Origin of the sequence: Kitasatospora sp. NPDC051705 (assembly GCF_044453265.1) — a bacterium.
Classification (GTDB): domain Bacteria; phylum Actinomycetota; class Actinomycetes; order Streptomycetales; family Streptomycetaceae; genus Kitasatospora.
The window spans coordinates 128718-153798 of sequence record NZ_JBITCO010000006.1; the positions used below are offsets into that span (position 1 = coordinate 128718).

The following is a 25081-nucleotide window of genomic DNA, read 5'->3' on the forward strand; positions in this document are numbered from 1 at the left end:
CATCCGGGGGGCACGTGCCAACCGGGCGGGAGTGCACCTGGGAGGGGCGCGTGGGGACGGAACTCAACCGCCGGTGGGAGTCCGGTACGCACGCGTACAGCGTCTCCGACCCCTTCGGCCAGGGGCCGCTGCCCTGGCTGCGCAGCCCGGACCAGTACCTGGCCGGTGCGGAGGGCGCCGTCCCCTGGTACGTCTCGGTGGACGCCCCCGGCCAGCGTCCGCTGGCGTCCGGGGCCCGGCCCAAGCCGCCGGTCGGCACGCCGCAGAGCGCCAACGACGTGGACCAGCAGATCAAGGGGTTCGCCTCGGCCGGGGTGATCCGCCCCGGCGGCTCGGTGGACTTCCGGGTGACGGTCAACCCGCCCCGCGAGTTCACCGTGGACGTCTACCGGATCGGCCACTACGGCGGTGACGGCGCCCGCCACATGACGTCCAGTCCGCTGATCGCCGGGCTGGCCCAGCCCGCCCCGCTGGTGGTCGAGCGGACGGTCTCCTGCCACCACTGGTGGCACTCCTGGCGGCTGCAGGTCCCGACGCACTGGAAGCCCGGCGCGTACGTCGCCGTGCTGACCACCGCGGACATGCTGCACCGCAGCCACATCCCGTTCACCGTACGGGACTTCGAGGACCAGGAGCACGCGGCCGAGCTGCTGCTGGTGGTCCCCGACGTCACGTGGCAGGCCTACAACCTGTTCCCCGAGGACGGCCGCAGCGGCGCCAGCCTGTACCACGCCTGGGACGACCGGGGCGGTCTGGCGGGGGAGGCCGAGGCGGCCGTCACCGTCTCCTTCGACCGCCCGCACGCCACCGCCGGGCTGCCGCTGCACGTGGGCCACGCGTACGACTTCATCCGCTGGGCCGAGCGCTACGGCTACGACCTCTCCTACGCCACGGCCACCGACCTGCACGCGGGGCTGGTCGATCCGGACCGGCACCGGGCACTGATCTTCCCCGGCCACGACGAGTACTGGTCGGAGCCGATGCGCCGGGTCGTCGAGCGGGCCCGGGACGGCGGCACCTCGCTGGTCTTCCTCTCCGCCAACACCATGTACTGGCGGGTCGAGCTGACCCCGGCCGCCTCCGGAGAGCCCAACCGGCTGCTCAACTGCCGCAAGCGGCAGAAGGTCCGGCCGGGCAGTCCGGCCGCCGGGGTGCCCGGCTCGGCCAGCGCGCTGTGGCGGGACGCGGGCGAGCCGGAGCAGCACCTGCTCGGCCTGCAGTACTCGGGCCGGGTGGCCGCGCCCGTCCCCATGGTCGCCCGGCACACCGCGCACTGGCTGTGGGACGGCACCGGGCTGCGGGAGGGCGACGAGCTGCCGGGCCTGGTCGCCGGGGAGGCCGACCGCTACTACCCGAAGGTCGCGCTGCCCGAGCACACCGAGCGGGTGCTGCTCGCGCACTCGCCGTACCAGGACCTCGCCGGCCGCACCCGCCACCAGGAGACCTCGCTGTACCGGGCGCCCAGCGGCGCCTACGTGTTCGCGGCGGGCACCTTCGCCTGGTCGCCCGCCCTGGGGCGCCCGGGGCTGACCGACGAGCGGATCCAGCGGGCCACCGCCAACCTGCTGGACCGCCTCGGCAAGAACCACGGTTCGGCGGTCATGAAAGACTGCGGGGGCAGTGACCTCCCCTTTCGCGGTGCCCCACGCCCCCGAACGACCCCTGAGGACTGAGACACGTTGAGCGGATTTGTCACCAAGCCCGAGCCGGTCCAGGTGCCCGGCCTGGTCCACCTGCACACCGGCAAGGTGCGCGACCTCTACCGCACCGGGTCGGGTGAGCTGGTCATGGTCGCCAGCGACCGGATGTCCGCGCACGACTGGGTGCTCCCGAACGAGATCCCCGACAAGGGCCGCGTCCTCACCCAGCTGTCGCTGTGGTGGTTCGAGCGGATCGCCGACATCGTGCCCAACCACGTGATCTCCACCGAGGTCCCGGCCGGCGCGCCCGCCGACTGGAAGGGCCGCACGCTGATCTGCAAGAGCCTGGACATGGTCCCGGTCGAGGCGGTCGCCCGCGGCTACCTGGCGGGCTCCGGCCTCAGCGAGTACGAGGCGAGCCGCACGGTCTGCGGCATCGCCCTGCCGGAGGGCCTGGAGAACAGCTCCGAGCTGCCCGCCCCGATCTACACCCCGGCGCTCAAGGCCGAGGTCGGCGAGCACGACGAGAACGTCTCCTACGAGGAGACCGCCCGCAGGATCGGCGCCGAGCTCGCCTCCCAGCTGCGCCGCACCACGCTGGACGTCTACGCGCGCGCCCGGGACATCGCCCGCGACCGCGGCATCATCCTGGCCGACACCAAGTTCGAGTTCGGTCTGCTGGACGGCGAGCTGGTGATCGGCGACGAGGTGCTCACGCCGGACTCCTCCCGCTACTGGCCGGCCGACGAGTGGCGCCCGGGCCGTTCGCAGCCGTCCTTCGACAAGCAGCTGATCCGCGACTGGCTGGTCTCCCCGGCCTCCGGCTGGGACCGCTACAGCGAGCAGCCCCCGCCGGAGCTGCCGGCCGAGCTGGTCGAGCGGACCCGCGCCAAGTACATCGAGGTCTACGAGCGGCTGACCGGCACCGCCTGGGTCTGACGCACCACCGCCCGCGGGCCGGCCGGGTCTCAGATCCAGCCGTGCTCGCGGGCGATCCGCACCGCCGCGTGCCGGTTCTCGGCGCCCAGCTTGGTGGCCGCCGAGGACAGGTAGTTGCGGACGGTGCCCGGGGAGAGCGCCGCCCGCGCGGCGATCTCGGCGATCGTGGTGCCGTCGGCGGCCAGTTCCAGGACGTCCGTCTCGCGCGGGGTCAGCGGGGTCTCCCCGGCGCTGATCGCGTCCGCCGCGAGCTCCGGGTCGACGTAGCGGCCGCCGGCCCGCACGGTCCGGATGATCCCGGCCAGGTCGGCCGCCGAGACGGTCTTCGGCAGGAAGCCGCGCACTCCGACCTCCAGCGCCCGCTTGAGGTAGCCCGGGCGCCCGTGCCCGGTGACGATCATGCAGCGGCAGTCCGGCAGCATCCTGCGCAGCTCGGTGGCCACCTCGATGCCGTCCTTGCCCGGCATCTGCAGGTCCAGGACCGCGACGTCCGGGCGGTGCGCCTGGGCCATCGCCAGCGCCTCCGGTCCGGAGCCGGCCTGGGCGACCACCTCGAGGTCGTCCTCCAGCGAGAGCAGGGCGGCCAGTGCGCCGCGGATCAGGTGCTCGTCGTCGGCGAGCAGGACGCGCACGGGCACGGTCTCGGTCATCGTCGGTCTTCCTCCGGCAGTCGGGTCAGATCGGGACGGAGGCGAGCACCCGGAAGGTGCCCTCCCGGGCGGGCGGAACGGTCAGCTCGCCGTCGTGCGCGGCCAGCCGTTCGCGCAGGCCGGGCAGGCCGGCACCGCCGCCCCGGGAGGGGCGCGGCAGGCCGGGCACCCCGTCGTTCTCCAGCTCCAGCACCGCCCGGCCCTCCTCCAGCCGCAGCCGGATCAGGCAGTGGGCGGCCTCGCTGTGGCGCAGCACGTTGGTGGTGCCCTCGCGGATCACCCAGCCGAGCACCGACTGCACCGCGGTCGGGAGCCGGTCGGCGTCCTCGCCGAGGTCGATCTCGCAGGCGATGTCGGCGGAGCGCAGCACCGCGCTGGCGCCGATCGCCTCGGCGTGCAGGTCGGCGGTGCGGTAGCCGCGGACGACGTCGCGGACCTCGCGCTGCGACTCCTGGGCGATCCGCTGCACCTCGGCCATCTGGTCGGCGGCCTCCGGGCGACCCCGGCGCGCGAACTGGACGGCGAGTTCGCTCTTGAGCGCGATGGTGGTGAGGTTGCGGCCCATCACGTCGTGCAGGTCGCGGGAGAAGCGCAGCCGCTCCTCGGCGACGGCGAGGCGGGACTGCGTCTCGCGGGCGGCGTCCAGCTCCCAGACCACCGAGGTCAGCCAGGCGAAGCTGCGGCAGCTGGCGACGACGAAGGGCATGCCCACCGCGTCGCCGACCAGCAGGCCGACGGCGAAGCCGGGTGTCACTCCGGCCAGCAGCATCGCGGGGGCGACCAGCAGGATCTGGCCGAGCGCCACGGGGAAGGCCCAGCGCAGCGGCAGGCCGACGGCGAGCGGCCCGAAGCCGCCGCTCAGCAGGATGGTCGCGATCGCGGCGGTGAACGGCTGCCCCGCCGGGCCGCCCGGGGCGTCGGGGACGGGGTGGGCCAGCAGGACGGCCCAGCAGCCGGCCACCGTGAAGGCTCCGCTGGCGAGGAGCCAGCGCCGGTGGTCGGTGGGCCGGTTCAGGTAGTGGTCGAGCGAGGTGCCGCAGGCCCGGAGGTCCAGCAGGACGGCGGCCAGCGTCACGACCAGGGCGACCCGGGTGGCCGCCGGAGGGTGCGGCTGGTCGGCGCGGGAGTTGGTGATCAGGAACGCGATGGGCAGCATGACGAGCGGCATCAGGTAGATCGACCAGCGCAGGTAGAGCTCGGAGCGCTTGGGCTTGCCGAAGCCCCGCCAGGCGCGCATCGGCGACCGGATCTCCATCTGCCCGTCCCCCTGTTCGATCATGATCGTGCTGTTGCCTTCATATCAGAGGGCGAACCGGGGGGTCCTCCTCGGATTCGTGCCGCGCGCCGCCGGGGTGCGTCAGCGGCGCGACTCCCAGCGGAAGTAGCGGACCGCGCCCCAGAGCGCGAGGCCCAGCCAGACCGCGCCGGTGACCAGGTGCGGGAGGGCGGTCGCCCACGTGCCGCCGAAACCGGTGGCGGCGGCCGAGCCGTCGCTGCCGGTCCAGCCGAGGCGGATCAGCTGGAAGCCCGGGGTGGTGGGCAGCAGGCGGCAGACGTCGGCGATCCGGTCGGACATGGTCTCCAGCGGGATGAGCAGGCCGGAGCCGAACTGGGAGACCAGCAGGACGGGCAGGGTCGTGATGCCGGCGGTCTCCACGGTCTTGGTGAAGGCGCTGGTGAGGGCGGCCAGCGCGATCATGGTGCCGATGCTCAGCAGGACCCCGGCGGCCAGCAGCAGCGGGTTCACCGGGGCACCGAGCTTCAGCACGGCGACACCGCCGGCGGCGACGACGCCGCTCATCAGCAGGGCCAGGCTCACCGAGGGCACCGCGGTGCCGGCCAGGATCTCCACGTCGGTGGCCTCGCCGGTCCGCAGCCGCTTGAGCACCAGCTCGTTGCGCCGGCCGACGTACGCGGCGGTCAGGTTGTAGTAGACGACGAACGCCAGGATCCCGCCGATGGTGCCGGTGATCAGCAGCGAGTCGACGTCCAGCCCGGGGTGGGAGTCGGCCTGCTGCTTCAGCATGCCGTGCCGCCCGCCGATGAGCATGAGGGGCAGCAGCAGCGCGGTGAACAGCGCCGAGCGGTTGCGCAGCAGCAGGGTGGCCTCGGCGCGGCCGAGGGCGAGCAGCCGGCGGGCGACGGTGCTCCGCGGCCCGGTGGCGGCGGCGGTGGCGGTGGGGGCGGCGGTGGTCATCGGGCGGATCCGATCAGGCGGCGGCGGGCGGTGGGGGCGGGCGGGGTGGGGGCGGGCGGCTGGTGTGCGGCCTCGGAGGCGATGGCGAGGAAGGCCTCCTCCAGCGAGGCGCTGCGGGCGTCCAGCGCGCCGAGCGCGATCCCGTGCCGGCGGGCCCAGGCGAGCAGGTCGTGCAGGGTGTCCTGGAGGCCGGCGGTCTGCACGGTGACCTTGTGGCCGTCGACGGTGACCTCGGCGCCCGCCAGCGGCGGCAGCGCGGTGCCGGTGAACGCGGGCAGCTCGAAGCTGATCCGGGACGGCCGGCCGGCGATCACCTCGGCGACCGTGCCGGTGGTCACGACCTGGCCGCCGTGCATGATGGCCAGCCGGTCGGCGAGCTCCTCGGCCTCCTCCAGGTAGTGCGTGGTGAGCAGCACGGTGGTGCCCTGGGCGCGCAGTTCGCGGACCAGCCGCCAGACGGCGGCGCGGGCCTCCGGGTCGAGGCCGGTGCTGGGTTCGTCCAGGAAGAGCACCTCGGGGCGGCCGAGCAGGGCCATCGCGAGGTCGAGCCGGCGCCGTTCGCCGCCGGACAACTGCTTGACCCGGACGTCGCGGCGGTGGGTCAGGCCGACGAGTTCGAGCGCCTCGTCCACCGGGCGGGCCCCGGTGGTCAGCCCGGACCAGGCGCGGCCGGTCTCGCCGACGGTGAGCTCGCCGGGGAAGCCGCCCTCCTGGAGCATGATGCCGATCCGCGGGCGGACGGCGACGCGCTCCCGGTGGGGGTCGTGGCCGAGCACCCGGACGGTGCCGCCGCTGGGGGCGGCCAGTCCCTCGATGAGCTCCATGGCGGAGGTCTTGCCGGCCCCGTTGGTGCCGAGCAGGGCGAACAGTTCGCCGCGGCCGACGGTCAGGTCGACGCCGCGGACGGCGTGGTAGCCGGTGGCACCGGTGCCGTAGTGGCGGTGCAGTCCGGTGACCTCGATCACGCTGTCGCCGGGGCGGGAGGGCTGGCTCGTTTCCATGCCTCCAGCGTTCCGCGGCCCGGGGCGCGCGGGCAGTGCGCGCCGTCACCGGACGGCGGTGGGGATCCACGGGTCGGCGATGACAAATGTCACCGGCCCGGGGCATTCCCGGGGAATGCCGAAGGGCCCCCTCGATCGAGGGGGCCCTTCGTTTCGGAGCGGACGACGAGATTCGAACTCGCGACCCTCACCTTGGCAAGGTGATGCTCTACCAACTGAGCCACGTCCGCAGGTCAAGATATTCTGTTGTGCTGTGCTCGCGCACTGCGAGCGGACGACGAGATTCGAACTCGCGACCCTCACCTTGGCAAGGTGATGCTCTACCAACTGAGCCACGTCCGCACGGTGCCTGGTGGGGCACCGTCCGCCGGTCCGGATCTCTCCGTTGCGGCGACGAGGATTACTCTACAGCATCGTTCGGGGTGGTCGCCCCACCCTTTCGGTCCAGGCGGGCGGGGCGACCGGGGCGCGGCCCCGACGCGGTCAGTTCGCCTCGGCGAACGCCTCGTACACGTGCTTGGGGATGCGGCCGCGGGCCGGGAGCTCCATGCCGCGGGACAGGGCCCAGGCGCGGACGGCGGCCGGGTCCGGGGTGAGCGCGGTGCGGCGGAAGGACTTTCCGGTGCGGCTCTGGCGGCGGCCGGCCGCGACGAACGGAGCGAGGGCCTCCCGCAGCTTTTCCGCGTTGTCCACGGACAGGTCGATCTCGTACGACTTCCCGTCGACGCCGAAGTGGACGGTTTCCGCCGCGGCGCCGCCGTCCAGGTCGTCGGAGAGCGTGACAACTACACGCTGAGCCATGGGTGTCAATCCTCTCGGGCAATTCGGCCGCCGGTCCGCGGGGTGCGTCGGGGGCCTGATGTGCACCACTCGCGCAAGCGCATACGGGCAGGCCGGGTGGCCCGCCGGATACGCAGCACTTGCCGCGACAGGTGGCCCTATTCTGCACCCGAAGGGGGTCGAAATCGAAGAGTCCGGCATTCTTTTCCGGATATTCACGTGTCTTCGCCGGAGTGCCGGATACCGAAGCGCGGGACGGGGCGATCTGTCCCGGAGTGCCGTATTCGGGTGTTCTTCGGCTGTTCTCGTTCCGGGGGTCGAATCTCCGGAAACCGGGTGGGCCCGGTGGAGCCCGGTGGGCCCGGATCCCTTGTGGCGTAAGGGTCTCGGGTCTACGCGCGTCGCCCTCCCCGGCCAGCAATCCCGCCCGAAACGGCCGGTAGTCTGGAGTTCCCCCGCCTCACCGAAGACACCACCGGGAGTGCCAGTGGCACGCGTCGTAGTCGACGTCATGCTCAAGCCGGAGATCCTCGACCCCCAGGGACAGGCGGTGCAGCGTGCACTGCCCCGTCTCGGATTCACCGGGATCGCCGACGTCCGCCAGGGCAAGCGTTTCGAGCTGGAAGTGGAGGGCCCGGTCGACGACGCCGCGCTCGCCCGTATCCGCGAAGCCGCCGAGACCTTTCTCGCCAACACCGTGATCGAGGACTTCACCGTCCGGGTCGAGGAGGAGGCGAAGTGACCACCCGCGTAGGCGTCGTCACTTTCCCCGGCTCGCTCGACGACCGCGACGCCCAGCGCGCGGTCCGCCTCGCCGGCGCGGAGCCGGTCGCCCTCTGGCACCGTGACAAGGATCTCCACCAGGTCGACGCCGTCGTCCTGCCGGGCGGATTCAGTTACGGCGACTATCTGCGCTGCGGCGCCATCTCGCGGTTCTCGCCGGTCATGGAGACCGTCATCGAGCAGGCGAAGCTCGGAATGCCGGTCCTCGGTATCTGCAACGGCTTCCAGGTGCTCTGCGAATCCCACCTGCTCCCCGGCGCGCTCACCCGCAACGACTCGCTGCACTTCGCCTGCCGCGACCAGAAGCTGCGCATCGAGAACGCCGGCACCGCGTGGACCCGGGATTACTCCGCGGGCCAGGAAATCGTCGTTCCGCTGAAGAACGGCGAGGGCCGCTTCGTCGCCGCCGAGCGCGTCCTGGACGAGCTGGAGGCCGAGGGCCGGGTGGTGGCCCGTTACCTGGAGGTCAACCCGAACGGTTCGTACCGCGACATCGCCGGCATCACCAACGCCGCCGGCAATGTCGTCGGTCTGATGCCGCACCCGGAGCACGCGGTGGAGCCGCTCACCGGTCCGACCACCGAGGGCCTGGGCTTCTTCACTTCCGTCCTGAAGCAGCTGGTGAACGCCTGATGAGCCTCGACACCGTCAAGAACGCCGAGCAGACCCCGGACGCCGCGCAGCCCTGGGCCGAACTCGGCCTCAAGCAGGACGAGTACGCGCGCATCCGGGAGATTCTCGGCCGCCGCCCCACCGGTGCGGAACTCGCGATGTACTCGGTCATGTGGTCCGAGCACTGTTCGTACAAGAGCAGCAAGGTCCACCTGAAGCAGTTCAGCGAGAAGAAGCCGCAGAGCGACGCGATGCTCGTCGGCATCGGCGAGAACGCCGGTGTCGTCGACGTCGGCCAGGGCTACGCGGTCACCTTCAAGGTCGAGTCGCACAACCACCCGTCGTACATCGAGCCCTACCAGGGCGCGGCCACCGGCATCGGCGGCATCGTGCGCGACATCCTGGCGATGGGCGCCCGCCCGGTCGCCGTGATGGACCCGCTGCGGTTCGGTGCGGCCGACCACCCGGACACCCGGCGCGTGCTGCCCGGGATCGTCGCGGGCATCGGCGGCTACGGCAACTGCCTGGGCCTGCCGAACATCGGCGGCGAGGTCGTCTTCGACTCCTGCTACCAGGGCAACCCGCTGGTCAACGCCCTCTGCGTGGGCGTCATGAAGCACGAGGACATCCACCTCGCGCAGGCCTCCGGCGCCGGCAACAAGGTCATCCTGTACGGAGCCCGCACCGGTGGCGACGGCATCGGCGGCGTCTCGGTGCTGGCCTCCGAGACCTTCGACGACACCAAGCCGGCCAAGCGCCCGGCGGTCCAGGTCGGTGACCCGTTCCAGGAGAAGCTCCTGATCGAGTGCACCCTGGAGATCTTCGGCGAGAAGCTCGTCAAGGGCATCCAGGACCTCGGCGGCGCCGGTCTGTCCTGCGCCACCAGCGAGTTGGCCTCGGCCGGCTCCGGCGGCATGCGGATCGACCTCGACACCGTGCACCTGCGCGACACCACGCTCTCGCCCGAGGAGATCCTCATGAGCGAGTCGCAGGAGCGCATGTGCGCGATCGTCGAGCCCGGCAAGGTCGCCCGCTTCCTGGAGATCTGCGAGAAGTGGGACGTCATCGCCAACGTCATCGGTGAGGTCACCGACGGCGAGCGCCTGGAGATCTTCTGGCACGGCGAGCTCGTCGTCGACGTCCCGCCGCGGACCGTCGCCCACGAGGGCCCGACCTACCAGCGCCCGTTCGCCCGCCCGAGCTGGCAGGACGCGCTGCAGGCCGACGCCCCCACGGCCGAGCGGCTGGCCCGCCCGACCACCGGCGAGGGCCTCAAGGCCGACCTGCTGAAGGTCGCCGGCTCGCCGAACCAGGCCTCCAAGTCCTGGATCACCGACCAGTACGACCGCTACGTGCTCGGCAACACCGTGCTCTCGGTCGGCGAGGACTCGGGCATGATCCGGATCGACGAGGAGACCAACCTCGGCGTCTCGGTCGCCACCGACGGCAACGGCCGCTACACCAAGCTGGACCCGTACACCGGAGCCCAGCTGGCCCTGGCCGAGGCGTACCGCAACGTCGCGGCCGGCGGTGCCAAGCCGCTCGCGATCTCCGACTGCCTCAACTTCGGCTCCCCCGAGGACCCGGACGTCATGTGGCAGTTCGCCGAGGCCACCCGCGGTCTGGCCGACGCCTGCCTGGCGCTCGGCACCCCCGTCACCGGCGGCAACGTCTCGCTGTACAACCAGACCGGCGAGGTCGCCATCCACCCGACCCCGGTGGTCGCGGTGCTCGGCGTCATCGACGACGTCACCCGGCGCACCCCGGTCGCCTTCGCCGAGGAGGGGCAGCTGCTCTACCTGCTCGGCGACACCGCGGACGAGTTCGGCGGCTCGGCCTGGTCCGAGGTCGTCCACGGCCACCTCGGCGGCCTGCCGCCCAAGGTCGACCTGGAGCGCGAGCGCCTGCTCGGCGAGATCCTGATCGCCGCCTCGCGCGACGGCATGATCGACGCCGCGCACGACCTCTCCGACGGCGGTCTCGGCCAGGCGCTCGTGGAGAGCTGCCTCAAGGGCGGCCACGGCGCGCGGATCATCGTGCCCGAGGGCGCGGACCCGTTCGTCCTGCTGTTCTCGGAGTCGGCCGGCCGCGCCGTCGTGGCGGTGCCGCGCAGCGAGGAGCTCCGGTTCAACGACATGTGCACCGCGCGCGGCCTCCCGGCCACCCGCATCGGTGTCGTGGACGGCGACTCCCTGGACGTCCAGGGCCAGTTCACCGTCTCGCTGGCCGAGCTGAAGGACGCCCACACCGGCGTCATCGAGGCCCTGTTCATCTGATCCGGGCACTCGGCTGACCGAGGGGCGGACGGTTCCTGGTGGACCGTCCGCCCCTCGCCGTATGTTGGCGGCATGCCTGCCAAGTCCCGTACGTACCAGCCGCAGAAGGTGCGCGCCGCGCTGGCCGCCCAGACCGGGGCGCTGCGCGCCGCCGTGCGGGCCCTCACCGCGGAGCAGCTCGACCGGCCCACCGGGCTGGGGGAGTGGCGGGTGCGCGAGCTGCTCGCCCACCTGGCCGTCCAGCTCGAGTTCGTCCCCGCGCACCTCGACGACCCGCTGGAGGGCCGGGCGCCGCTGGACCTGCTCGGCTGGGTGGCCGCCGTCGGGACGGTCGCGCCGCTGCTCGACGAGCAGGCGAGGACGCGGGCCGCCGAGGAGTTCGCGGGCGGTCCGGACGCGGCGGCGGAGGCCTTCGACCGCGCCGCCGAGGCGCTGACCGCCCTGCTGGAGCGCCCCGAAGCCGCCGACCCGGCCCGGCGGTTCGAGATCCGGCTGGGCTCGATGCTGCTCTCCGACATGCTGGTGACCCGGCTGGTGGAGACGGTGGTGCACGCCGAGGACCTGGCCGACGCGCTCGGCCCGGAGGCCTTCCCGGGCGGCTTCCCGCACGACCGCCAGGCCGTCGCCGCCGTCACCCGGCTGCTGGCGGACGCCTTCGCGGACCGCGCCCCCGGCGGCGCGGTCGAGCTGCGGATCCCGCCGTACGCCGTGGTCCAGGCCGTGGAGGGCCCCCGGCACACCCGGGGGACCCCGCCGAACGTGGTCGAGACGGACCCGCTGACCTGGATCCGGCTGGCCACCGGACGGGCCGACTGGGCGCGGGCGGTGGACACCGCCGCGGTCTCCGCCTCGGGGGAGCGCAGCGACCTGCGGGGGCACCTGCCGGTGCTGGCGTAGGGGCTGCCCGACGGGGCGTCACGGGACGGCGGGTGTCACCGGGCTGCGGGTGTCACGGCAGGGCGGGTGTCACGGCACGGCGGGGCCGCTCAGGTAGCCGCCCTCCGCCGAGTACGGCCAGGCGTTCGCGGTGCAGCCCTTGAGGCCGTAGATCTGCTGCATCATCGCGGGCGCCGGCTTGCCGGGGCCCGGGCAGGTCTCGTGCCCGTGCCCGATCCGGTGGCCGACCTCGTGATTGATGATCAGTGCCCGGTACTCCTCCAGCGGCCCGCTGAACTGGGGTGAACCGGTGTTCCAGCGCTTGGAGTTGACGATCACCTGGTCGCCGACGTTGCAGTTCACCTCGCCGTGGGTGTCCAGGCCGGAGGCGCCGCAGATCCGGTCCACGGTGGCCGGCGAGGCGATCTTCACGGTGAAGTCGTAGGAGCCGCCGGCGACCAGCTGGAAGCCGTTCTTGCGGTCGTTGGTCCAACCGCGCTTGTCGCCGAGGATGTCGTGGATCCGGGCGGCGGCGGCCGTGGCCTCGATGCCGATGCCGTCCTCGACCTCCACCCGGTAGCGGCGCACCTTGCCGCGTCCGACCGGCTGGGCGTTGGCGGGGGCGATGGTGAAGGTGCCCGCGCCCTTGGCGGGTCCCGGGTCCGGCGCGGTGGGGGTGGGCGTCGGGGCCGGCGGGGTCGGCGTGTCGGCCGCGGTGGGCGTCGGCGTGGCCGCGGGGGCCGGTGCCGGGCCGGTGGGTGCGGCGGACGGTTCGGCCGGCTGGGCGATCCGCGCCTGGGCGCTCGGCCCGGCCGGCGTCCCGGCGGAACGATTCAGCATGACCGCCGTGCCGCCCAGCACCGCGACCGCCGCGAACAGGGCCGCGAGCGTGCCGGGCCCGAGTCTCCGGCTCGGTCGGCGGCGTCGGCGACCACCGCGGGCGCGGCTGCGCGGGGCGGCGGATCGTGCTGCGGGCATGATCAACACCTTGGCATGGCGAACGGGTGAATGTCCACATACCGCGTATGCACGAATCCGGCACGGCGCGGCCGATCCCCGGCGGCGGTTGACCCCAGCGCCTCGGGTGGCAGACTGCGTGCATGGCGATTCACCGGAATCTTCTCGACGGCCCCGACCCGACCCTCCTGCCGGAGGACGAGCAGCCCTACCGCATGCTGGCGGAGGAGTCGGCCTCACCGACCCAGGTGGCCGCCGACTTCCCGACCTTCTGCCTGGCCTGGGCCATGCTCGCGGACGACGCCTACGCGGCCGGCCGCTACGTGGAGTCCTACGCCTACGCCCGCACCGGCTACCACCGCGGCCTGGACGCCCTGCGCCGCAACGGCTGGAAGGGCCACGGGCCGGTGCCGTGGGAGCACCGCGGCAACCGCGGCTTCCTGCGCTGCCTGGCGGCGCTCGCCCGCGCGGCCGGCGCGATCAAGGAGACCGAGGAGGAGGCGCGCTGCTGGCAGTTCCTGAAGGACAGCAGCGCCGAGGCGTACGGGGAGCTCAAGCCGTAGGGTCCGACCGACCCGGAACGCACGGTGCCCCCGGTGGAAGTCCACCGGGGGCACCGTGCGTTCAGGCGGTCACCGGGCGGGGCCCGGCCGCCGGGGTCACTTCAGGCGGTTGCCGGCCGAGCGCAGCTGCTGCGCGGCCTCGACCACGCGGGAGGCCATGCCCGCCTCGGCGAGCTTGCCCCAGGTGCGCGGGTCGTAGGTGTTCTTCTTGCCGACCTCGCCGTCGACCTTCAGCACACCGTCGTAGTTCGCGAACATGTGGCCCGCCACCGGGCGGGTGAACGCGTACTGGGTGTCGGTGTCGAGGTTCATCTTCACGACGCCGTTCTCCAGCGCGGTGGCGATCTCCTCGGCGCTCGAGCCCGAGCCGCCGTGGAAGACGAAGTCGAACGGGTCGTTCTTGCCGTACTGCTTGCCGATCGCGTCCTGCAGCTCGCGCAGCAGCTCGGGCTTCAGCACCACGTTGCCCGGCTTGTAGACGCCGTGCACGTTGCCGAACGAGGCGGCCAGCAGGTAACGGCCCTGCTCGCCCAGGCCCAGCGCCTCGGCGGTGCGCACCGCGTCGTTGACGGTGGTGTACAGCTCGTCGTTGATCTCGTGGGTGACGCCGTCCTCCTCGCCACCGGTCGGGGTGATCTCGACCTCGAGGATGATCTTGGCGGCGACGGCCTGGGCCAGCAGCTCCCGGGCGATGGCCAGGTTGTCGGCGAGGGTCTCGGCCGAGCCGTCCCACATGTGCGACTGGAACAGCGGGTTGCGGCCCTGGGCCACGCGCTCGGCGGAGATCGCCAGCAGCGGGCGGACGTAGCCGTCCAGCTTGTCCTTCGGGCAGTGGTCGGTGTGCAGCGCGACGGTGATGTCGTACTTGGCGGCGACGATGTGCGCGAACTCGGCCAGCGCGACGGCGCCGGTCACCATGTCCTTGTTGTGCTGGCCGCCCAGGAACTCCGCGCCACCGGTCGAGATCTGGATGATCCCGTCGCTCTCGGCCTCGGCGAAACCACGCAGCGCGGCGTGCAGGGTCTGCGACGAGGTGACGTTGATGGCCGGGTAGGCGAACTTGCCCGCCTTGGCCCGGTCCAGCATCTCGTTGTAGACCTCGGGAGTTGCGATGGGCATGCGATCCGCTCCTGTCGGGTTGCGGCGTACGGACGGTGCTGTCCGACGCTGTGTACGCCTTCGGTACGACTCCGTGCCGGCCGCCGACGCGCGGCGCTGCGGTGTGGCTCTCCGGCACCAAGGTTCGGGGCGACGTCCGCGGAACGGCAATGAGGGTGGTGTACCGCCGCGGTCCGGACGCCCGTGCCATCTTCCCAGACTCGTGCCCGCAGGTCAGCAGGAGCCCGCCAGTCGGAACGGGGCCGACGGCGGCGCGGGCGGCCGCCGGGTGCGCCGGGCCGCGCCCCCGGGGCGGGGCCGGATCGGCCCGCCGCCCCAAGCCTCCGTACAGACGGGCCCGCTATCCTGCGCCCGTGGACTACAACCAGCTGGCCGTCAATCTGCTCGACGCCAAATCCCTGATCTCGTCCCTCGGCGCCATCGGGCTGATCGCGATCATCTTCGCGGAGACCGGCCTGCTGGTCGGCTTCTTCTTCCCGGGCGACTCGCTGCTGATCATCGCGGGCGTCGCCGCCTCGAACGCCGCCTCCTCGGTGCTCGGCGACGGCGCCAAGCTGCCGATCGCCGCCCTGCTCGTCGGCGCGCCGCTGGCCGCGATCGCCGGCGCCCAGCTCGGGCACCTGATCGGGGTCAAGGTCGGGCCGAAGATGTTCGACAAGCCCGAGTCGAAGATCTTCCGGCGCGAGTACGTGATGAAGGCGGAGGAGTACTTCAACAAGTTCGGGCCCGGCAAGGCGGTCGTGCTGGCCCGCTTCATGCCGATCGTCCGCACCTTCCTCAACCCGGTCGCCGGCACGCTGGAGATGCCCGCCCGGACGTTCTTCCTGTGGAACGTCATCGGCGGTGTGCTGTGGACCGAGTCCATGCTGCTGATCGGCTACTTCTTCGGTGACGCGCTCGCCCCGGTGATCGACAAGTACCTGATCCCGGCGGTGCTGCTGATCGTCCTGCTGTCGGTCTCGCCGATCCTGATCGAGGTCCTGCGGGAGCGCCGGAAGAAGAAGGCGGGCGGCGCGGAGAGCGCCGAGGCCGAGAGCGTGCAGGCCGGCGGCGGCCGGCACCGACGGGGCTGAGCGGCCCGGAGGGCGAACGGAAGGGGCCGGGTCCCGTCTCACGTTTCACGTGAAACAGGACCCGGCCCCGCTGCGTGTCCGGTCCCGCCCGTCCGGCCCCGTCGTCGTCCGGCCGGGCCGTCGGCCTCAGAGGCCGAGGTCCTCCAGGTCGTACGCGGTCACGTACGGCAGGCCCTGCGCCTCGACGGCGGCCGCGCCGCCGCGCTCCACGATCACCGCGACGCCGACCACCTCGGCGCCCGCCTCGCGCAGCGCCTCGACGGCGGTCAGCACCGAGCCGCCGGTGGTGGAGGTGTCCTCGACCGCCAGCACCCGGCGGCCCTTGACCTCGGGGCCCTCGATCCGGCGCTGCAGGCCGTGCGCCTTGCCCGCCTTGCGGACCACGAAGGCGTCCAGCTCGCGCCCGCGGGCGGCGGCGGCGTGCAGCATCGCGGCGGCCACCGGGTCGGCGCCCAGGGTCAGGCCGCCGACGGCGTCGTACTCCAGGTGCGAGGTCGCGTCCAGCATCACCCGACCGACCAGCGGGGCGGCCTGGCCGTCCAGCGTGATCCGGCGCAGGTCGACGTAGTAGTCGGCCTCCTTGCCGGAGGAGAGGGTGACCTTGCCGTGCACGACGGCCTTGTCCTTGATCTGTGCCAGCAGGGCGTCGCGGTCGTTGCTCATGAGCGTTCAGTCTAGGCCCTGGCCGCCCGCCCGGCGCCCGGACCCTAGCGGCGGCGCAGCGCCCTGACCAGCACCACGGCGCCGCCCAGCAGGGCCACCGAGCCGCCGATCACCCACGGCACCGCGCTGCGGCCACCGGTGCCCGGGACCACGATCCCGCCCGCCTCGCCGCCCCAGCGGGACGCCGCCCGGGCCCGGGCGCTGCGGGCCGGCAGCGCCGGGGCGTACCGGCCGCGCGGCGGGGCGTGGTCGACCTCCTCGGCCGACCGGCCGACGATGCTGCGGCGGACCGGTCCGCCGGCCGGCTCGTCGTCGTACTCGAAGAGCGGCTCGGCGGGGAGCTCCTCGGCCACGCCGTCCTCGTGCGCGTCCTCGTCGGCGCCGCCGGTGGGCAGGCCGAAGCGCTCGGCGTCGGCGTCGGAGAAGGCGATCAGGTCGGAGAGGTCGTCGTCGAGGTCGTCCCCGGGCTGGTCCTGGTGCTCCTCGATGAACACCACGCTGGCCCCGGTGCCCTCGTCGTCCGCGCCCTCGTCGTCCGCGGGCCGGTCGTCCCCGTCGTCGTCCGCGTCGTCCGCGTCGGCCGGGCCGGCCGGGCCGGTCCCGGCGCCCGCGGCGTCCTCGGTGTCGGGCTCGTCGCCGTCGGTCTCCGTCTCCGGTGCGGCGTCCGGGGACACCAGCGCGGTGGCGAAGCGCTCCAGCAGCCGGCGGCCGGCGGCGTCGAGGGCCTCCGAGTCGAACTCGGTGAGCCGGCCGGTGGCGCTGAGGTCGCCGGTGAAGCGGACCACGGCGGTGCCGTCCTCGGGGCCGTCCGCGACGCTCACCCGGACGGTGGCGGTCGCCTCGCCGCTGCCGCGGGCCTCCTGGCCCTCGGCGAACACGGTCAGCACGCCCTCGCGGCCCTCGATCAGGGAGAGCACGCCCTTGTAGGTGATGGTGGAGCCGCCGATCCGCAGCTTCAGCCGGCCACCGATCTCCTCGGCCGGACCGCTGCCGACCGCGGCCGGTTCGGTGCTGAGCCCCGGCACGCTACGGGCCAGCAGAGCCGGATCCTGCAGGGCCTGCCGCACCAGCTCGGCGGGCATCGGGACGACAACCTCATGCTCCATGCCACGGAGCCTACCGACCGAACCCCGCCCGGTCCCCACCCAGCACGGCCCGAGTTCCCCCGGGCCCCACCGCCCACCCCGGCCCCGGGACCCGGCCCGGGTTCCGGCCCCGCCCCGGCCGCCGGGCAACCGGACGGTGGCACACCCCCGGCCGCCGGCTCAGTGCGGCCCGAGCAGGGTGAGGGCGGCCGGGGGGCGGGCCGGGCGGAGCGGGGTGAGGCCGGTGGCGGAGGTGCGGAGGGCGTCGGCGGTGAGTGCCCGGGGCGGCGGGGCGTCCGGGGCGAGCGCCAGCGGGGGCTGTGCGGCGGCCGCCAGCAGGAAGAGCTGGGCGGCGTCCGGCGGGTCGGGCCGGCAGCCGGCGGTGGCGCTGCCCGGGAGGCCGTACGGGACGGTCTGCAGCCCGGCCGCCCGCAGGCCGGACTCGGTCCGCCAGAGCCCGTCCCGGTCTCCGCCGGCCCGGACGGCGAGGCGGCCGCCGGGGGAGAGCAGCCGGGTGGCGAGACCGTAGAACTCCTGGGAGTGGAACGTGACCGGTCCGCCGTCGGAGGGGGCGGGCAGGTCGGCGAGGACCACGTCGTACGGTCCGTCCTGGGCGGCCGCGTCGCCGCGCAGCCAGACCAGCGGGTCGGCGGCGGTGGCGCGCACCCGGGGGTCGTCCAGCGAGTGGCCGGTGAGGGCGGCGAGTCCGGGGTCGGTGCGGGCGAGCCGGGGGAGGGCCGGGTCCGTGTCGACCAGCCGGACGGCGCGCACGCCGCGGTGCCGCAGCACCTCCCGCAGGGCGAGGCCGTCGCCGCCGCCGAGGAGCAGGACGCGGGCGTCCGGCCCGGCGCCCATGGCGGGGTGCACGAGGGCCTCGCTGCCGCGGTACTCGTCCGGCCCGCAGACGGCGAGGCGCCCGTCGAGGTACAGCCGGAGGGGGCCCTCGGCGGGGCCGGTGAGCACGATCTCCTGGGTCCGGCTCCGGCCGGCGTAGCGGATCTGGTCCCCGTAGAGGGCGTGCCGGGCGGCGCGTTCGACGGCGTCGGTGCCGGCGGCGGCCGCGGCGAGGAGGGCGAGGACGAGGGCGCAGCCGCCCCAGAGCAGGCGCCGTGTCCGGGGGGTGGGTTCCTCGCGGAAGAGCCAGAGCACCACGGCGGCGCCGGCGACGGCGTTGACGGCGCCGGTGACGAGGGCGCCGGTGCCGGGGCCGAGGCCGGGGAGGATCAGGAACGGGAAGGCGAGGCCCCCGATGAGGGCCCCCACGTAGTCGGCGGCGAAGAGGTCGGCGGCGGTGCGCCCGGCGTCCTCGCGCCGGATCCGTTGGACGAGGGTCATCAGCAGGGGGATCTCGGCGCCGATCAGGATGCCGATGAGGCAGGTGAGGCCGACCACGGCGGCCTGGCAGCGGCCGATCCAGGCCCAGCAGGAGTAGAGGGCGAGGACGGAGAGCCCGCCGGTGAGCGCGAGTGCGCATTCGACGAGGGCGAAGGCGGTGGCGGGCCGGCGGGTGAGGCGCTTGGCGAGGAGCGAGCCGAGCCCCATCGCGAAGACCATGACGGACAGCACGACGGAGGTCTGGGTGACGGCGTCCCCGAGCAGGGAGTCGCCGAGTGCGACGAGTTCGAGCTCGTAGACGAGTCCGCAGGCCGCGCAGACGAACGCGGCCAGCAGGACGGCCAGGCGGGCGAGCCGGGGGCGGGAGCGCAGCCGGCACCGACGGCGGGCGGGCAGCGGGGCGAGGCTGCGCCCGGTCCGGGGCGGGTCGCCGTCGTCGTCGAGGTCCACTCGCGGGTGGGCGGGCGGACCGGCCGGATGGTTGATCACGAACAAACGCTAGGGGACGTTCGGGACGGACGGCTGCGCCCATTCGACGGACAGTGCGAGAGCTCGGATTGACGAATCGTTCCTGCGTGCGATTCATCGGTCGCGGTCCCGCTGGCGCCCCGGGGCGGCCGGTCGGCGGTCATGCCCCGGACACCACCAGCGAGGAGCGGGTGCAGACCAGCTGCCCCTCCTGCGGGTAGGCGTGCCAGGTGCGCCAGAGCAGCCGGTCCGTGCCGCCCTGGGTGACCAGGGCGGTGAAGGCGCTCGGGTCGCCGGGGAAGATCCCGGCCAGGCCCCGCGGGTGCCCCTCGACCAGCGCCAGCAGCTCCTGGGCGCGGGCCGCGAAGTCGTGCGGGGGCAGCGCCTCGATCCGGGCCGCGAACTCGTACTCCCAGCCGCCGACCTGCTTGGCGACCCGGGCCGGCAGCGGCGTCCGGCGGCCCGGCAGGCAGGCGACGGTCTCCAGGCACTCGCCCGGGCCCGCCGCGATCACCACCTGGTGCGACGCGCCCAGCAGCCGCAGCTGGAGGGTGCCGGACGTCCCGGGGTGCCCGCCCCCGGTGAGTCTCAGGTCGCGGACCGCGAGAGCGGGCAGCGGTTCGCCGCCCAGGCACCAGGCCAGGTCACCGGCGCGGGTGTCCGTGTAGGAGGTCTGCAGTGTGGTGAGCATGCTCGGCTCCGCGTTTCAGCTCCGTGCGCGCCCGCCGAGCAGCATCGAGTAGGCCTAGGCGATGGCGAGGCTGTTCGTGGCTGTGCGGCCCTGGGCGCGGCCGACCGTGGAAGGAAGGATTCCGGCTGGAGATTCAGCAGCAGAGAAGCATGAATACGCCGGGTCCGTCGGTGATTTACCCAACTTTGTCAAGCATTCACCGTTTCGGGCACACCTGCTTCCCGGCTCTGATCGACCCGGTGTGCGACTCTGCACCGCGCGCGCCCCTCTCACCGGGTCACGCGCCGTGCGCGCTGGTCGTGCGCCGTTCGTGCGCCTCACGCGCCGCCGCCCCGCACGCGCCGGGGGTGCGGGGCGTGCGGGGCGGCGGCGGGGTGTGCCGGAGAGGCCTCCCGGTGTGCCTCACGAGCATCGTCCGGATCCCGACCGGGCTTCCGGAGCCGGGGAGTTGACGGTTGCTCAGTCGCGTCGCGGGGCCATCATTGTTCCCCCGGCGTCGGCTGACCCGGCGGTCGGGGCGTCGGAACCGGGGTGCCGGAGCCGGGGCGTCAGAACCGGGATGTCAGCGCCACGGTGTCAGAGCCACGGTGTCAGAGCCGCTGCAGGCGGGCGACCGCCTCCTCCAGCACCGCGTCCTGCTTGCAGAAGGTGAACCGGACCAGGCTGCGGCCGGCCTCGGCGTCGTCGTAGAAGACGGCGTTCGGGATCGCGACCACGCCGCAGCGCTCCGGCAGGGCCCGGCAGAACTCGACGCCGTCCTTCACCCCGAGCGGGGTGATGTCGGTGGTGACGAAGTACGTGCCCTGGGGGTTGAACGCCCGGAAGCCCGCCGAGGTGAGCCCGCCGACCAGCAGGTCGCGCTTGCGCAGCAGGTCGGCCCGGAAGCCCTCGAAGTACGCGTCGGGAAGCTGCAGCGCCTCGGCGACGGCGTACTGGAAGGGCCCGGCGCTGACGTAGGTCAGGTACTGCTTGGCGGTGCGCACGGCCGCGACCAGGGCCGGTGCGGCGGTGACCCAGCCGACCTTCCAGCCGGTGAACGAGAAGGTCTTGCCGGCCGAGGAGATGGCGACGGTGCGCTCGCGCATGCCGGGCAGCGCGGCGACCGGGTGGTGGGTGGCGCCGAAGACCAGGTGCTCGTAGACCTCGTCGGTGACGACCAGCAGGTCGTGCTCGACGGCGAGGGCGGCGATCGCGGCCGTCTCCTCGGCGGTCAGCACGGTGCCGGTGGGGTTGTGCGGGGTGTTCACCAGCAGCAGCCGGGTGCGCGGGGTGATCAGGCCGCGCAGCTCGTCCAGGTCGGGCCGGAAGTCGGGGGCCCGCAGGGTGAGCGGGACGCGCACGGCGCCGGCCATCGCGATGCAGGCGGCGTACGAGTCGTAGAAGGGCTCGAAGGCGATGACCTCGTCCCCGGGTTCGAGCAGGGCGAGCAGGGTGGCGGCGATGGCCTCGGTGGCGCCGGCGGTGACCAGCACCTCGGTGTCCGGGTCGTAGCACAGGCCGTGGAAGCGCTGCTGGTGCCCGGCGATCGCCTCGCGCAGCTCGGGGACGCCGGGGCCCGGCGGGTACTGGTTGCCGCGGCCGTCGCGCAGCGCCCGGACGGCCGCCTCGCGGACCTCCTCGGGCCCGTCGGTGTCGGGGAAGCCCTGGCCGAGGTTGATCGAGCCGGTGGCCGTGGCCAGGGCCGACATCTCGGCGAAGATCGTCGTGCCCATGCCGTCCAGCCTGCGGTTCAGCAGCGGCCTGTCACCCATCGATGGCTCCTCACGCGCGTCGTCGTCGGGCCCCATCCTGGGGTCGGCCGGGGGCCGGGGACAAGGACGGCCCGGCCACCTGGTCCCAGGTGGTCGGGCCGCTGCTCTCCGGGCGGGGTGAGGTCAGGCCTCGTCGGTGCCCTGGGGGGCCTCGCCCTCGCCGTCCTCGCCCTCGATCTCGTTCTGCAGGCCGAGGCGCTCGACGATCCACTGCTCGAAGCCGACGGACGCCTGGGTCCAGTTGGCGGTGGTGGTGACGAAGTAGTCCAGGTTGACGCCGGTGCCGACGATCATCTGGGCCTCACCGATCAGACGGACGACGCCGTCCTCGTGGGTGTGGGTGTAGACCTTCGGCCAGAGGGTCTCGCGGTTCCACTCGTCGATCAGGTCGAGGATCTCGTGCTTCTTCTCCAGCGGGTACGCGCGGTCGTAGAAGGCGCGCACCGCGAAGAGCTCCTTCTGCTCGCCGCGGAACATGTAGTAGACGCGGAAGCCCTCCCAGGGGGCGGTGAGGTCGCCCTCCTCGTCCACGACGTGCTTGAGCTGCATCTGGTCCAGCAGCTGGGCCACCAGCCCCTGGTCCGGGACGACGATCGGCGGGGGACCGGCCGGTCCGCCCTGGCCACCGGGCTGGCCGCCCTGCGGTACGCCGAAGGACGGGATGGACGACGGGTCGATGCTCATGGGGGTCCTCTTCCTCAGTGCACGTGGTGGCCGGCAATGAGAGGCCGCCCTTTCCACCTCCATCCTGCCTCATTCGGGGCCCTCCTCACAGGGGCACCCGGACACGCGTCGATCTTCGACGGAGGCCTTCCGACGGGGGGCTGAGCAGGCGGTGGTGACGGTGGGTGTCCGGCCGTACGGGGGTGCGGACGCGGAGCGCAGCGGCCGTCCGGCGGCCCCGGAGAGGGGAACTCGCGGCGGCGCGGGCGGTGCGCCCGGGCCGCCCGCCCGACGGCGGGGCGGCCCGGGCACGCTGCGCTACTTCTCCAGCGGTCCGCGGCTGCGGACGGTGAGGCGGTCGCCCTCCTCGTCCCGCTCGACGAGGACGGTGTCCCCGTCGTGCACCCGGCCGGAGAGGATCGCCCGGGCCAGCTGGTCGCCGATCGCCGACTGGACCAGACGGCGCAGCGGGCGGGCGCCGTACGCCGGGTCGTACCCGGTCAGGGCCAGCCAGTCGCGCGCCGCCTCGGAGACCACCAGGCTGAGCCGCCGCTCGCGCAGCCGCTCGCCCAGCCGGGCCACCTGGATGTCGACGATCCGGCTGAGCTCGGCGGTGCCCAGCGGGTCGAAGACCACGATGTCGTCCAGCCGGTTGAGGAACTCGGGCTTGAACGCCGCCCGGACGGACTCCAGCACCAGCGCCTTCTTGCGCTCCTCCGGGATGGCCGGGTCCACCAGGAACTGCGACCCGAGATTCGAGGTGAGGATCAGGATGGCGTTGCGGAAGTCCACCGTCCGGCCCTGGCCGTCGGTGAGCCGGCCGTCGTCCAGCACCTGCAGCAGGACGTCGAAGACCTCGGGGTGGGCCTTCTCCACCTCGTCCAGCAGCACCACGCTGTACGGGCGGCGGCGCACCGCCTCGGTGAGCTGGCCGCCCTCCTCGTAGCCGACGTAGCCGGGCGGGGCGCCGACCAGACGGGAGACCGAGTGCTTCTCGCCGTACTCGCTCATGTCGATCCGGACCATCGCCCGCTCGTCGTCGAAGAGGAAGTCGGCCAGGGCCTTGGCGAGTTCGGTCTTGCCGACGCCCGTCGGGCCGAGGAAGAGGAACGATCCGGTCGGGCGGTCCGGGTCGGCGATGCCGGAGCGGGTGCGGCGCACCGCGTCCGAGACGGCCTGCACGGCCTCCGCCTGGCCGATCAGGCGCCTGCCCAACTCCTCCTCCATGCGCAGGAGTTTGGCGCTCTCACCCTCGAGCAGGCGGCCGGCCGGGATGCCCGTCCAGGAGGACACCACGTCGGCCACGTCGTCCGGGCCGACCTCCTCCTTCACCATCGGGGCGGAGGCGGACCCGGACTCCGTGTCCGCGGTGGCGGCCCGCTCCTGGGCCTCGGCGAGCTCCCGCTCGGCGGCCGGGATCTCCGCGTACATCAGCTTCGACGCGCGCTCGAAGTCGCCGTCGCGCTGAGCCCGTTCGAGCGCGCCGTGCAGGTCGTCCAGCCGCTCCTTGAGCTCGCCGACCCGGTTGAGGCTGCGCTTCTCCTGCTCCCAGCGCGCCGTCAGGGCGCTCAACTGCTCGTTGCGGTCGGCGAGGTCGCGCCGCAGCCGGGCCAGCCGGTCGATCGAGGCCGGGTCCGACTCCTTCTCCAGGGCCAGCTCCTCCATGCGCAACCGGTCCACGGAGCGCTGGAGTTCGTCGATCTCGACCGGGGAGGAGTCGATCTCCATCCGCAGCCGGGAGGCCGCCTCGTCGACCAGGTCGATCGCCTTGTCCGGCAGGAAGCGGGAGGTGATGTAGCGGTTGGACAGGGTGGCCGCGGCGACCAGCGCCGCGTCCGCGATCTGCACCTTGTGGTGCGCCTCGTAGCGGCCCTTGAGTCCGCGCAGGATGGCGATCGAGTCCTCGACGCTGGGCTCGCCGACCAGCACCTGCTGGAAGCGGCGCTCCAGGGCCGGGTCCTTCTCGATCCGTTCGCGGTACTCGTCCAGCGTCGTGGCGCCGACCATCCGCAGCTCGCCGCGGGCCAGCATCGGCTTGAGCATGTTGCCGGCGTCCATCGCGGAGTCGCCGCCCGCGCCCGCGCCGACCATGGTGTGCAGCTCGTCGATGAAGGTGACGACCTGGCCGTCGCTCTGCTTGATGTCGTTCAGGACGGCCTTCAGCCGCTCCTCGAACTCGCCGCGGTACTTGGCGCCGGCGACCATCGCGCTGAGGTCCAGTGCGACCAGCCGCTTGCCGCGCAGCGACTCCGGCACGTCCCCGGCGACGATGCGCTGGGCCAGGCCCTCGACCACCGCGGTCTTGCCGACGCCGGGCTCGCCGATCAGCACCGGGTTGTTCTTCGTCCGGCGGGAGAGCACCTGGACGACCCGGCGGATCTCCTGGTCCCGGCCGATCACCGGGTCGAGCTTGCCGTCCCGCGCGGCCTGGGTGAGGTCGGTGCCGTACTTCTCCAGCGCCTTGTAGGTGCCCTCCGGGTCCGGCGAGGTGACCCGGCCGCTGCCGCGCACGTCCTTGAACGCGGCGAGCAGCGCCTTCGGCGTCGCGCCCTGCTGCACCAGCAGCTCGGCGACCGGCCCGCCCTCGGCGGCCAGGCCGACCATCAGGTGCTCGGTGGAGACGTACTGGTCGTCCAGGTCGTCGGCGCGCGCTCCGGCCTCGGTGAGCACCGCCAGGGTGTCCCGGGCGAGCTGCGGCGCGGCGACGGTCGAGCCCATCGCGCTGGGCAGCGCGGCCAGCTGGCGGCGCGCCTCGGCGTCGATCCGGGCGGCGTCCGCGCCGACCGCCTCCAGCAGCGGCCGTGCGATGCCCTCGGGCTGCTCCAGCAGGGCGGTCAGGATGTGCACCGGCTTGACGTCCGGGTTCCCGGCCGCGCCCGCCTGCCGGATCGCGGCGGACAGGGCGTCCTGCGTCTTGGTGGTGAACTTGCTGGCGTCCACTGCTGGGGGGTCCTCCCGT

At 73.4% G+C, this 25081-nt stretch carries 22 protein-coding genes and 2 tRNA genes; 8 read left to right on the plus strand and 16 right to left on the minus strand.

Annotation, left to right across the window (positions count from 1 at the left end; all coding sequences use genetic code 11):
• The first annotated feature begins 50 nt into the window (after positions 1 to 50).
• Both ACIA8Q_RS10310 and ACIA8Q_RS10315 read left to right on the plus strand, forming a co-directional pair.
• Entirely contained in the window at positions 51 to 1673 is a 1623-nt protein-coding gene (locus ACIA8Q_RS10310; protein ID WP_360205892.1) for a N,N-dimethylformamidase beta subunit family domain-containing protein, read from the plus strand.
• A 6-nt stretch (positions 1674 to 1679) separates the two neighbouring features.
• Positions 1680 to 2579 carry a phosphoribosylaminoimidazolesuccinocarboxamide synthase gene (locus ACIA8Q_RS10315; RefSeq protein WP_360205889.1) on the plus strand — a complete coding sequence of 300 codons (900 nt, stop codon included), beginning with the start codon at positions 1680 to 1682 and terminating at the stop codon, positions 2577 to 2579.
• Positions 2580 to 2608: 29 nt separating this feature from the next.
• Here ACIA8Q_RS10315 and ACIA8Q_RS10320 read toward each other — a convergent pair whose 3' ends face one another.
• From ACIA8Q_RS10320 to ACIA8Q_RS10350, 7 genes are all read right to left on the minus strand, one after another.
• Positions 2609 to 3229, minus strand: a complete 621-nt coding sequence (locus tag ACIA8Q_RS10320) for a response regulator transcription factor (protein WP_360205886.1) — start codon at positions 3227 to 3229, stop codon at positions 2609 to 2611.
• A gap of 25 nt (positions 3230 to 3254) precedes the next feature.
• A complete protein-coding gene (locus tag ACIA8Q_RS10325) occupies positions 3255 to 4508 on the minus strand; it encodes a sensor histidine kinase (RefSeq protein WP_396316984.1) in 1254 nt (417 codons plus the stop codon).
• Positions 4509 to 4586: 78 nt separating this feature from the next.
• The gene (locus ACIA8Q_RS10330) at positions 4587 to 5426 is read right to left on the minus strand and encodes an ABC transporter permease (protein WP_360205881.1); all 840 of its coding nucleotides are present in this window, start codon (positions 5424 to 5426) and stop codon (positions 4587 to 4589) included.
• A complete protein-coding gene (locus ACIA8Q_RS10335) occupies positions 5423 to 6427 on the minus strand; it encodes an ABC transporter ATP-binding protein (protein WP_396316985.1) in 1005 nt (334 codons plus the stop codon). The genes ACIA8Q_RS10330 and ACIA8Q_RS10335 overlap by 4 nt, the downstream gene beginning before the upstream one ends.
• A 157-nt stretch (positions 6428 to 6584) precedes the next feature.
• Positions 6585 to 6657 (minus strand) — tRNA-Gly (locus tag ACIA8Q_RS10340).
• 39 nt (positions 6658 to 6696) lie between these two features.
• Positions 6697 to 6769: transfer RNA gene (locus ACIA8Q_RS10345), tRNA-Gly, on the minus strand.
• Between the two features lie 141 nt (positions 6770 to 6910).
• Positions 6911 to 7228 (minus strand): Lsr2 family protein, encoded by a 318-nt coding sequence (locus ACIA8Q_RS10350; protein ID WP_030056585.1) that lies wholly within the window; start codon positions 7226 to 7228, stop codon positions 6911 to 6913.
• Between the two features lie 466 nt (positions 7229 to 7694).
• Between ACIA8Q_RS10350 and purS the strand changes: the two genes are divergently transcribed.
• The 4 genes from purS to ACIA8Q_RS10370 all read left to right on the plus strand — a co-directional run bounded on the left by purS (position 7695) and on the right by ACIA8Q_RS10370 (position 11775).
• Positions 7695 to 7949, plus strand: a complete 255-nt coding sequence (gene purS, locus ACIA8Q_RS10355) for a phosphoribosylformylglycinamidine synthase subunit PurS (RefSeq protein ID WP_350606827.1) — start codon at positions 7695 to 7697, stop codon at positions 7947 to 7949.
• The gene (purQ, locus tag ACIA8Q_RS10360; protein ID WP_360205874.1) at positions 7946 to 8623 is read left to right on the plus strand and encodes a phosphoribosylformylglycinamidine synthase subunit PurQ; all 678 of its coding nucleotides are present in this window, start codon (positions 7946 to 7948) and stop codon (positions 8621 to 8623) included. Before purS ends, purQ begins: the two co-directional genes overlap by 4 nt.
• Positions 8623 to 10878, plus strand: a complete 2256-nt coding sequence (gene purL, locus ACIA8Q_RS10365) for a phosphoribosylformylglycinamidine synthase subunit PurL (protein ID WP_360205871.1) — start codon at positions 8623 to 8625, stop codon at positions 10876 to 10878. The genes purQ and purL overlap by 1 nt, the downstream gene beginning before the upstream one ends.
• Positions 10879 to 10950: 72 nt before the next feature.
• On the plus strand, positions 10951 to 11775 hold the full coding sequence (locus ACIA8Q_RS10370; RefSeq protein ID WP_360205868.1) for a sterol carrier family protein: 825 nt from the start codon (positions 10951 to 10953) through the stop codon (positions 11773 to 11775).
• Positions 11776 to 11844: 69 nt separating this feature from the next.
• Here the strand turns inward: ACIA8Q_RS10370 and ACIA8Q_RS10375 are convergent, their stop codons facing one another.
• A complete protein-coding gene (locus ACIA8Q_RS10375) occupies positions 11845 to 12732 on the minus strand; it encodes a DUF3152 domain-containing protein (protein WP_387900572.1) in 888 nt (295 codons plus the stop codon).
• 122 nt (positions 12733 to 12854) lie between these two features.
• On the opposite strand from ACIA8Q_RS10375, the gene ACIA8Q_RS10380 reads away from it, so the two are divergent.
• Positions 12855 to 13274, plus strand: coding sequence for a DUF3151 domain-containing protein (locus tag ACIA8Q_RS10380; RefSeq protein ID WP_360205862.1), 420 nt, complete (start codon positions 12855 to 12857; stop codon positions 13272 to 13274).
• 96 nt (positions 13275 to 13370) lie between these two features.
• On the opposite strand, the gene fbaA is transcribed toward ACIA8Q_RS10380, so the two are convergent.
• Positions 13371 to 14393: a class II fructose-bisphosphate aldolase gene (gene fbaA / locus ACIA8Q_RS10385; RefSeq protein ID WP_360205859.1), complete on the minus strand. Its 1023-nt coding sequence runs from the start codon at positions 14391 to 14393 to the stop codon at positions 13371 to 13373.
• Positions 14394 to 14746: 353 nt separating this feature from the next.
• Here fbaA and ACIA8Q_RS10390 point away from each other — a divergent pair, with 353 nt between their 5' ends.
• Positions 14747 to 15466 (plus strand): VTT domain-containing protein, encoded by a 720-nt coding sequence (locus tag ACIA8Q_RS10390; protein ID WP_360205856.1) that lies wholly within the window; start codon positions 14747 to 14749, stop codon positions 15464 to 15466.
• A gap of 126 nt (positions 15467 to 15592) precedes the next feature.
• Here ACIA8Q_RS10390 and pyrE read toward each other — a convergent pair whose 3' ends face one another.
• From pyrE to clpB, 7 genes are all read right to left on the minus strand, one after another.
• Positions 15593 to 16129 (minus strand): orotate phosphoribosyltransferase, encoded by a 537-nt coding sequence (gene pyrE, locus ACIA8Q_RS10395; RefSeq protein WP_360205853.1) that lies wholly within the window; start codon positions 16127 to 16129, stop codon positions 15593 to 15595.
• Between the two features lie 44 nt (positions 16130 to 16173).
• Positions 16174 to 17235 carry an SRPBCC family protein gene (locus tag ACIA8Q_RS10400; RefSeq protein ID WP_360205850.1) on the minus strand — a complete coding sequence of 354 codons (1062 nt, stop codon included), beginning with the start codon at positions 17233 to 17235 and terminating at the stop codon, positions 16174 to 16176.
• 159 nt (positions 17236 to 17394) lie between these two features.
• The gene (locus ACIA8Q_RS10405; protein ID WP_387900576.1) at positions 17395 to 19038 is read right to left on the minus strand and encodes a polyamine aminopropyltransferase; all 1644 of its coding nucleotides are present in this window, start codon (positions 19036 to 19038) and stop codon (positions 17395 to 17397) included.
• Positions 19039 to 19177: 139 nt separating this feature from the next.
• Positions 19178 to 19708, minus strand: coding sequence for a DUF2617 family protein (locus tag ACIA8Q_RS10410; protein ID WP_387900577.1), 531 nt, complete (start codon positions 19706 to 19708; stop codon positions 19178 to 19180).
• Between the two features lie 590 nt (positions 19709 to 20298).
• A complete protein-coding gene (locus tag ACIA8Q_RS10415) occupies positions 20299 to 21459 on the minus strand; it encodes a pyridoxal phosphate-dependent aminotransferase (protein WP_360205841.1) in 1161 nt (386 codons plus the stop codon).
• Between the two features lie 123 nt (positions 21460 to 21582).
• A complete protein-coding gene (locus tag ACIA8Q_RS10420; protein ID WP_396316986.1) occupies positions 21583 to 22143 on the minus strand; it encodes a YbjN domain-containing protein in 561 nt (186 codons plus the stop codon).
• Between the two features lie 297 nt (positions 22144 to 22440).
• The gene (gene clpB, locus ACIA8Q_RS10425; RefSeq protein ID WP_360205836.1) at positions 22441 to 25062 is read right to left on the minus strand and encodes an ATP-dependent chaperone ClpB; all 2622 of its coding nucleotides are present in this window, start codon (positions 25060 to 25062) and stop codon (positions 22441 to 22443) included.
• Positions 25063 to 25081: the final 19 nt, after the last annotated feature.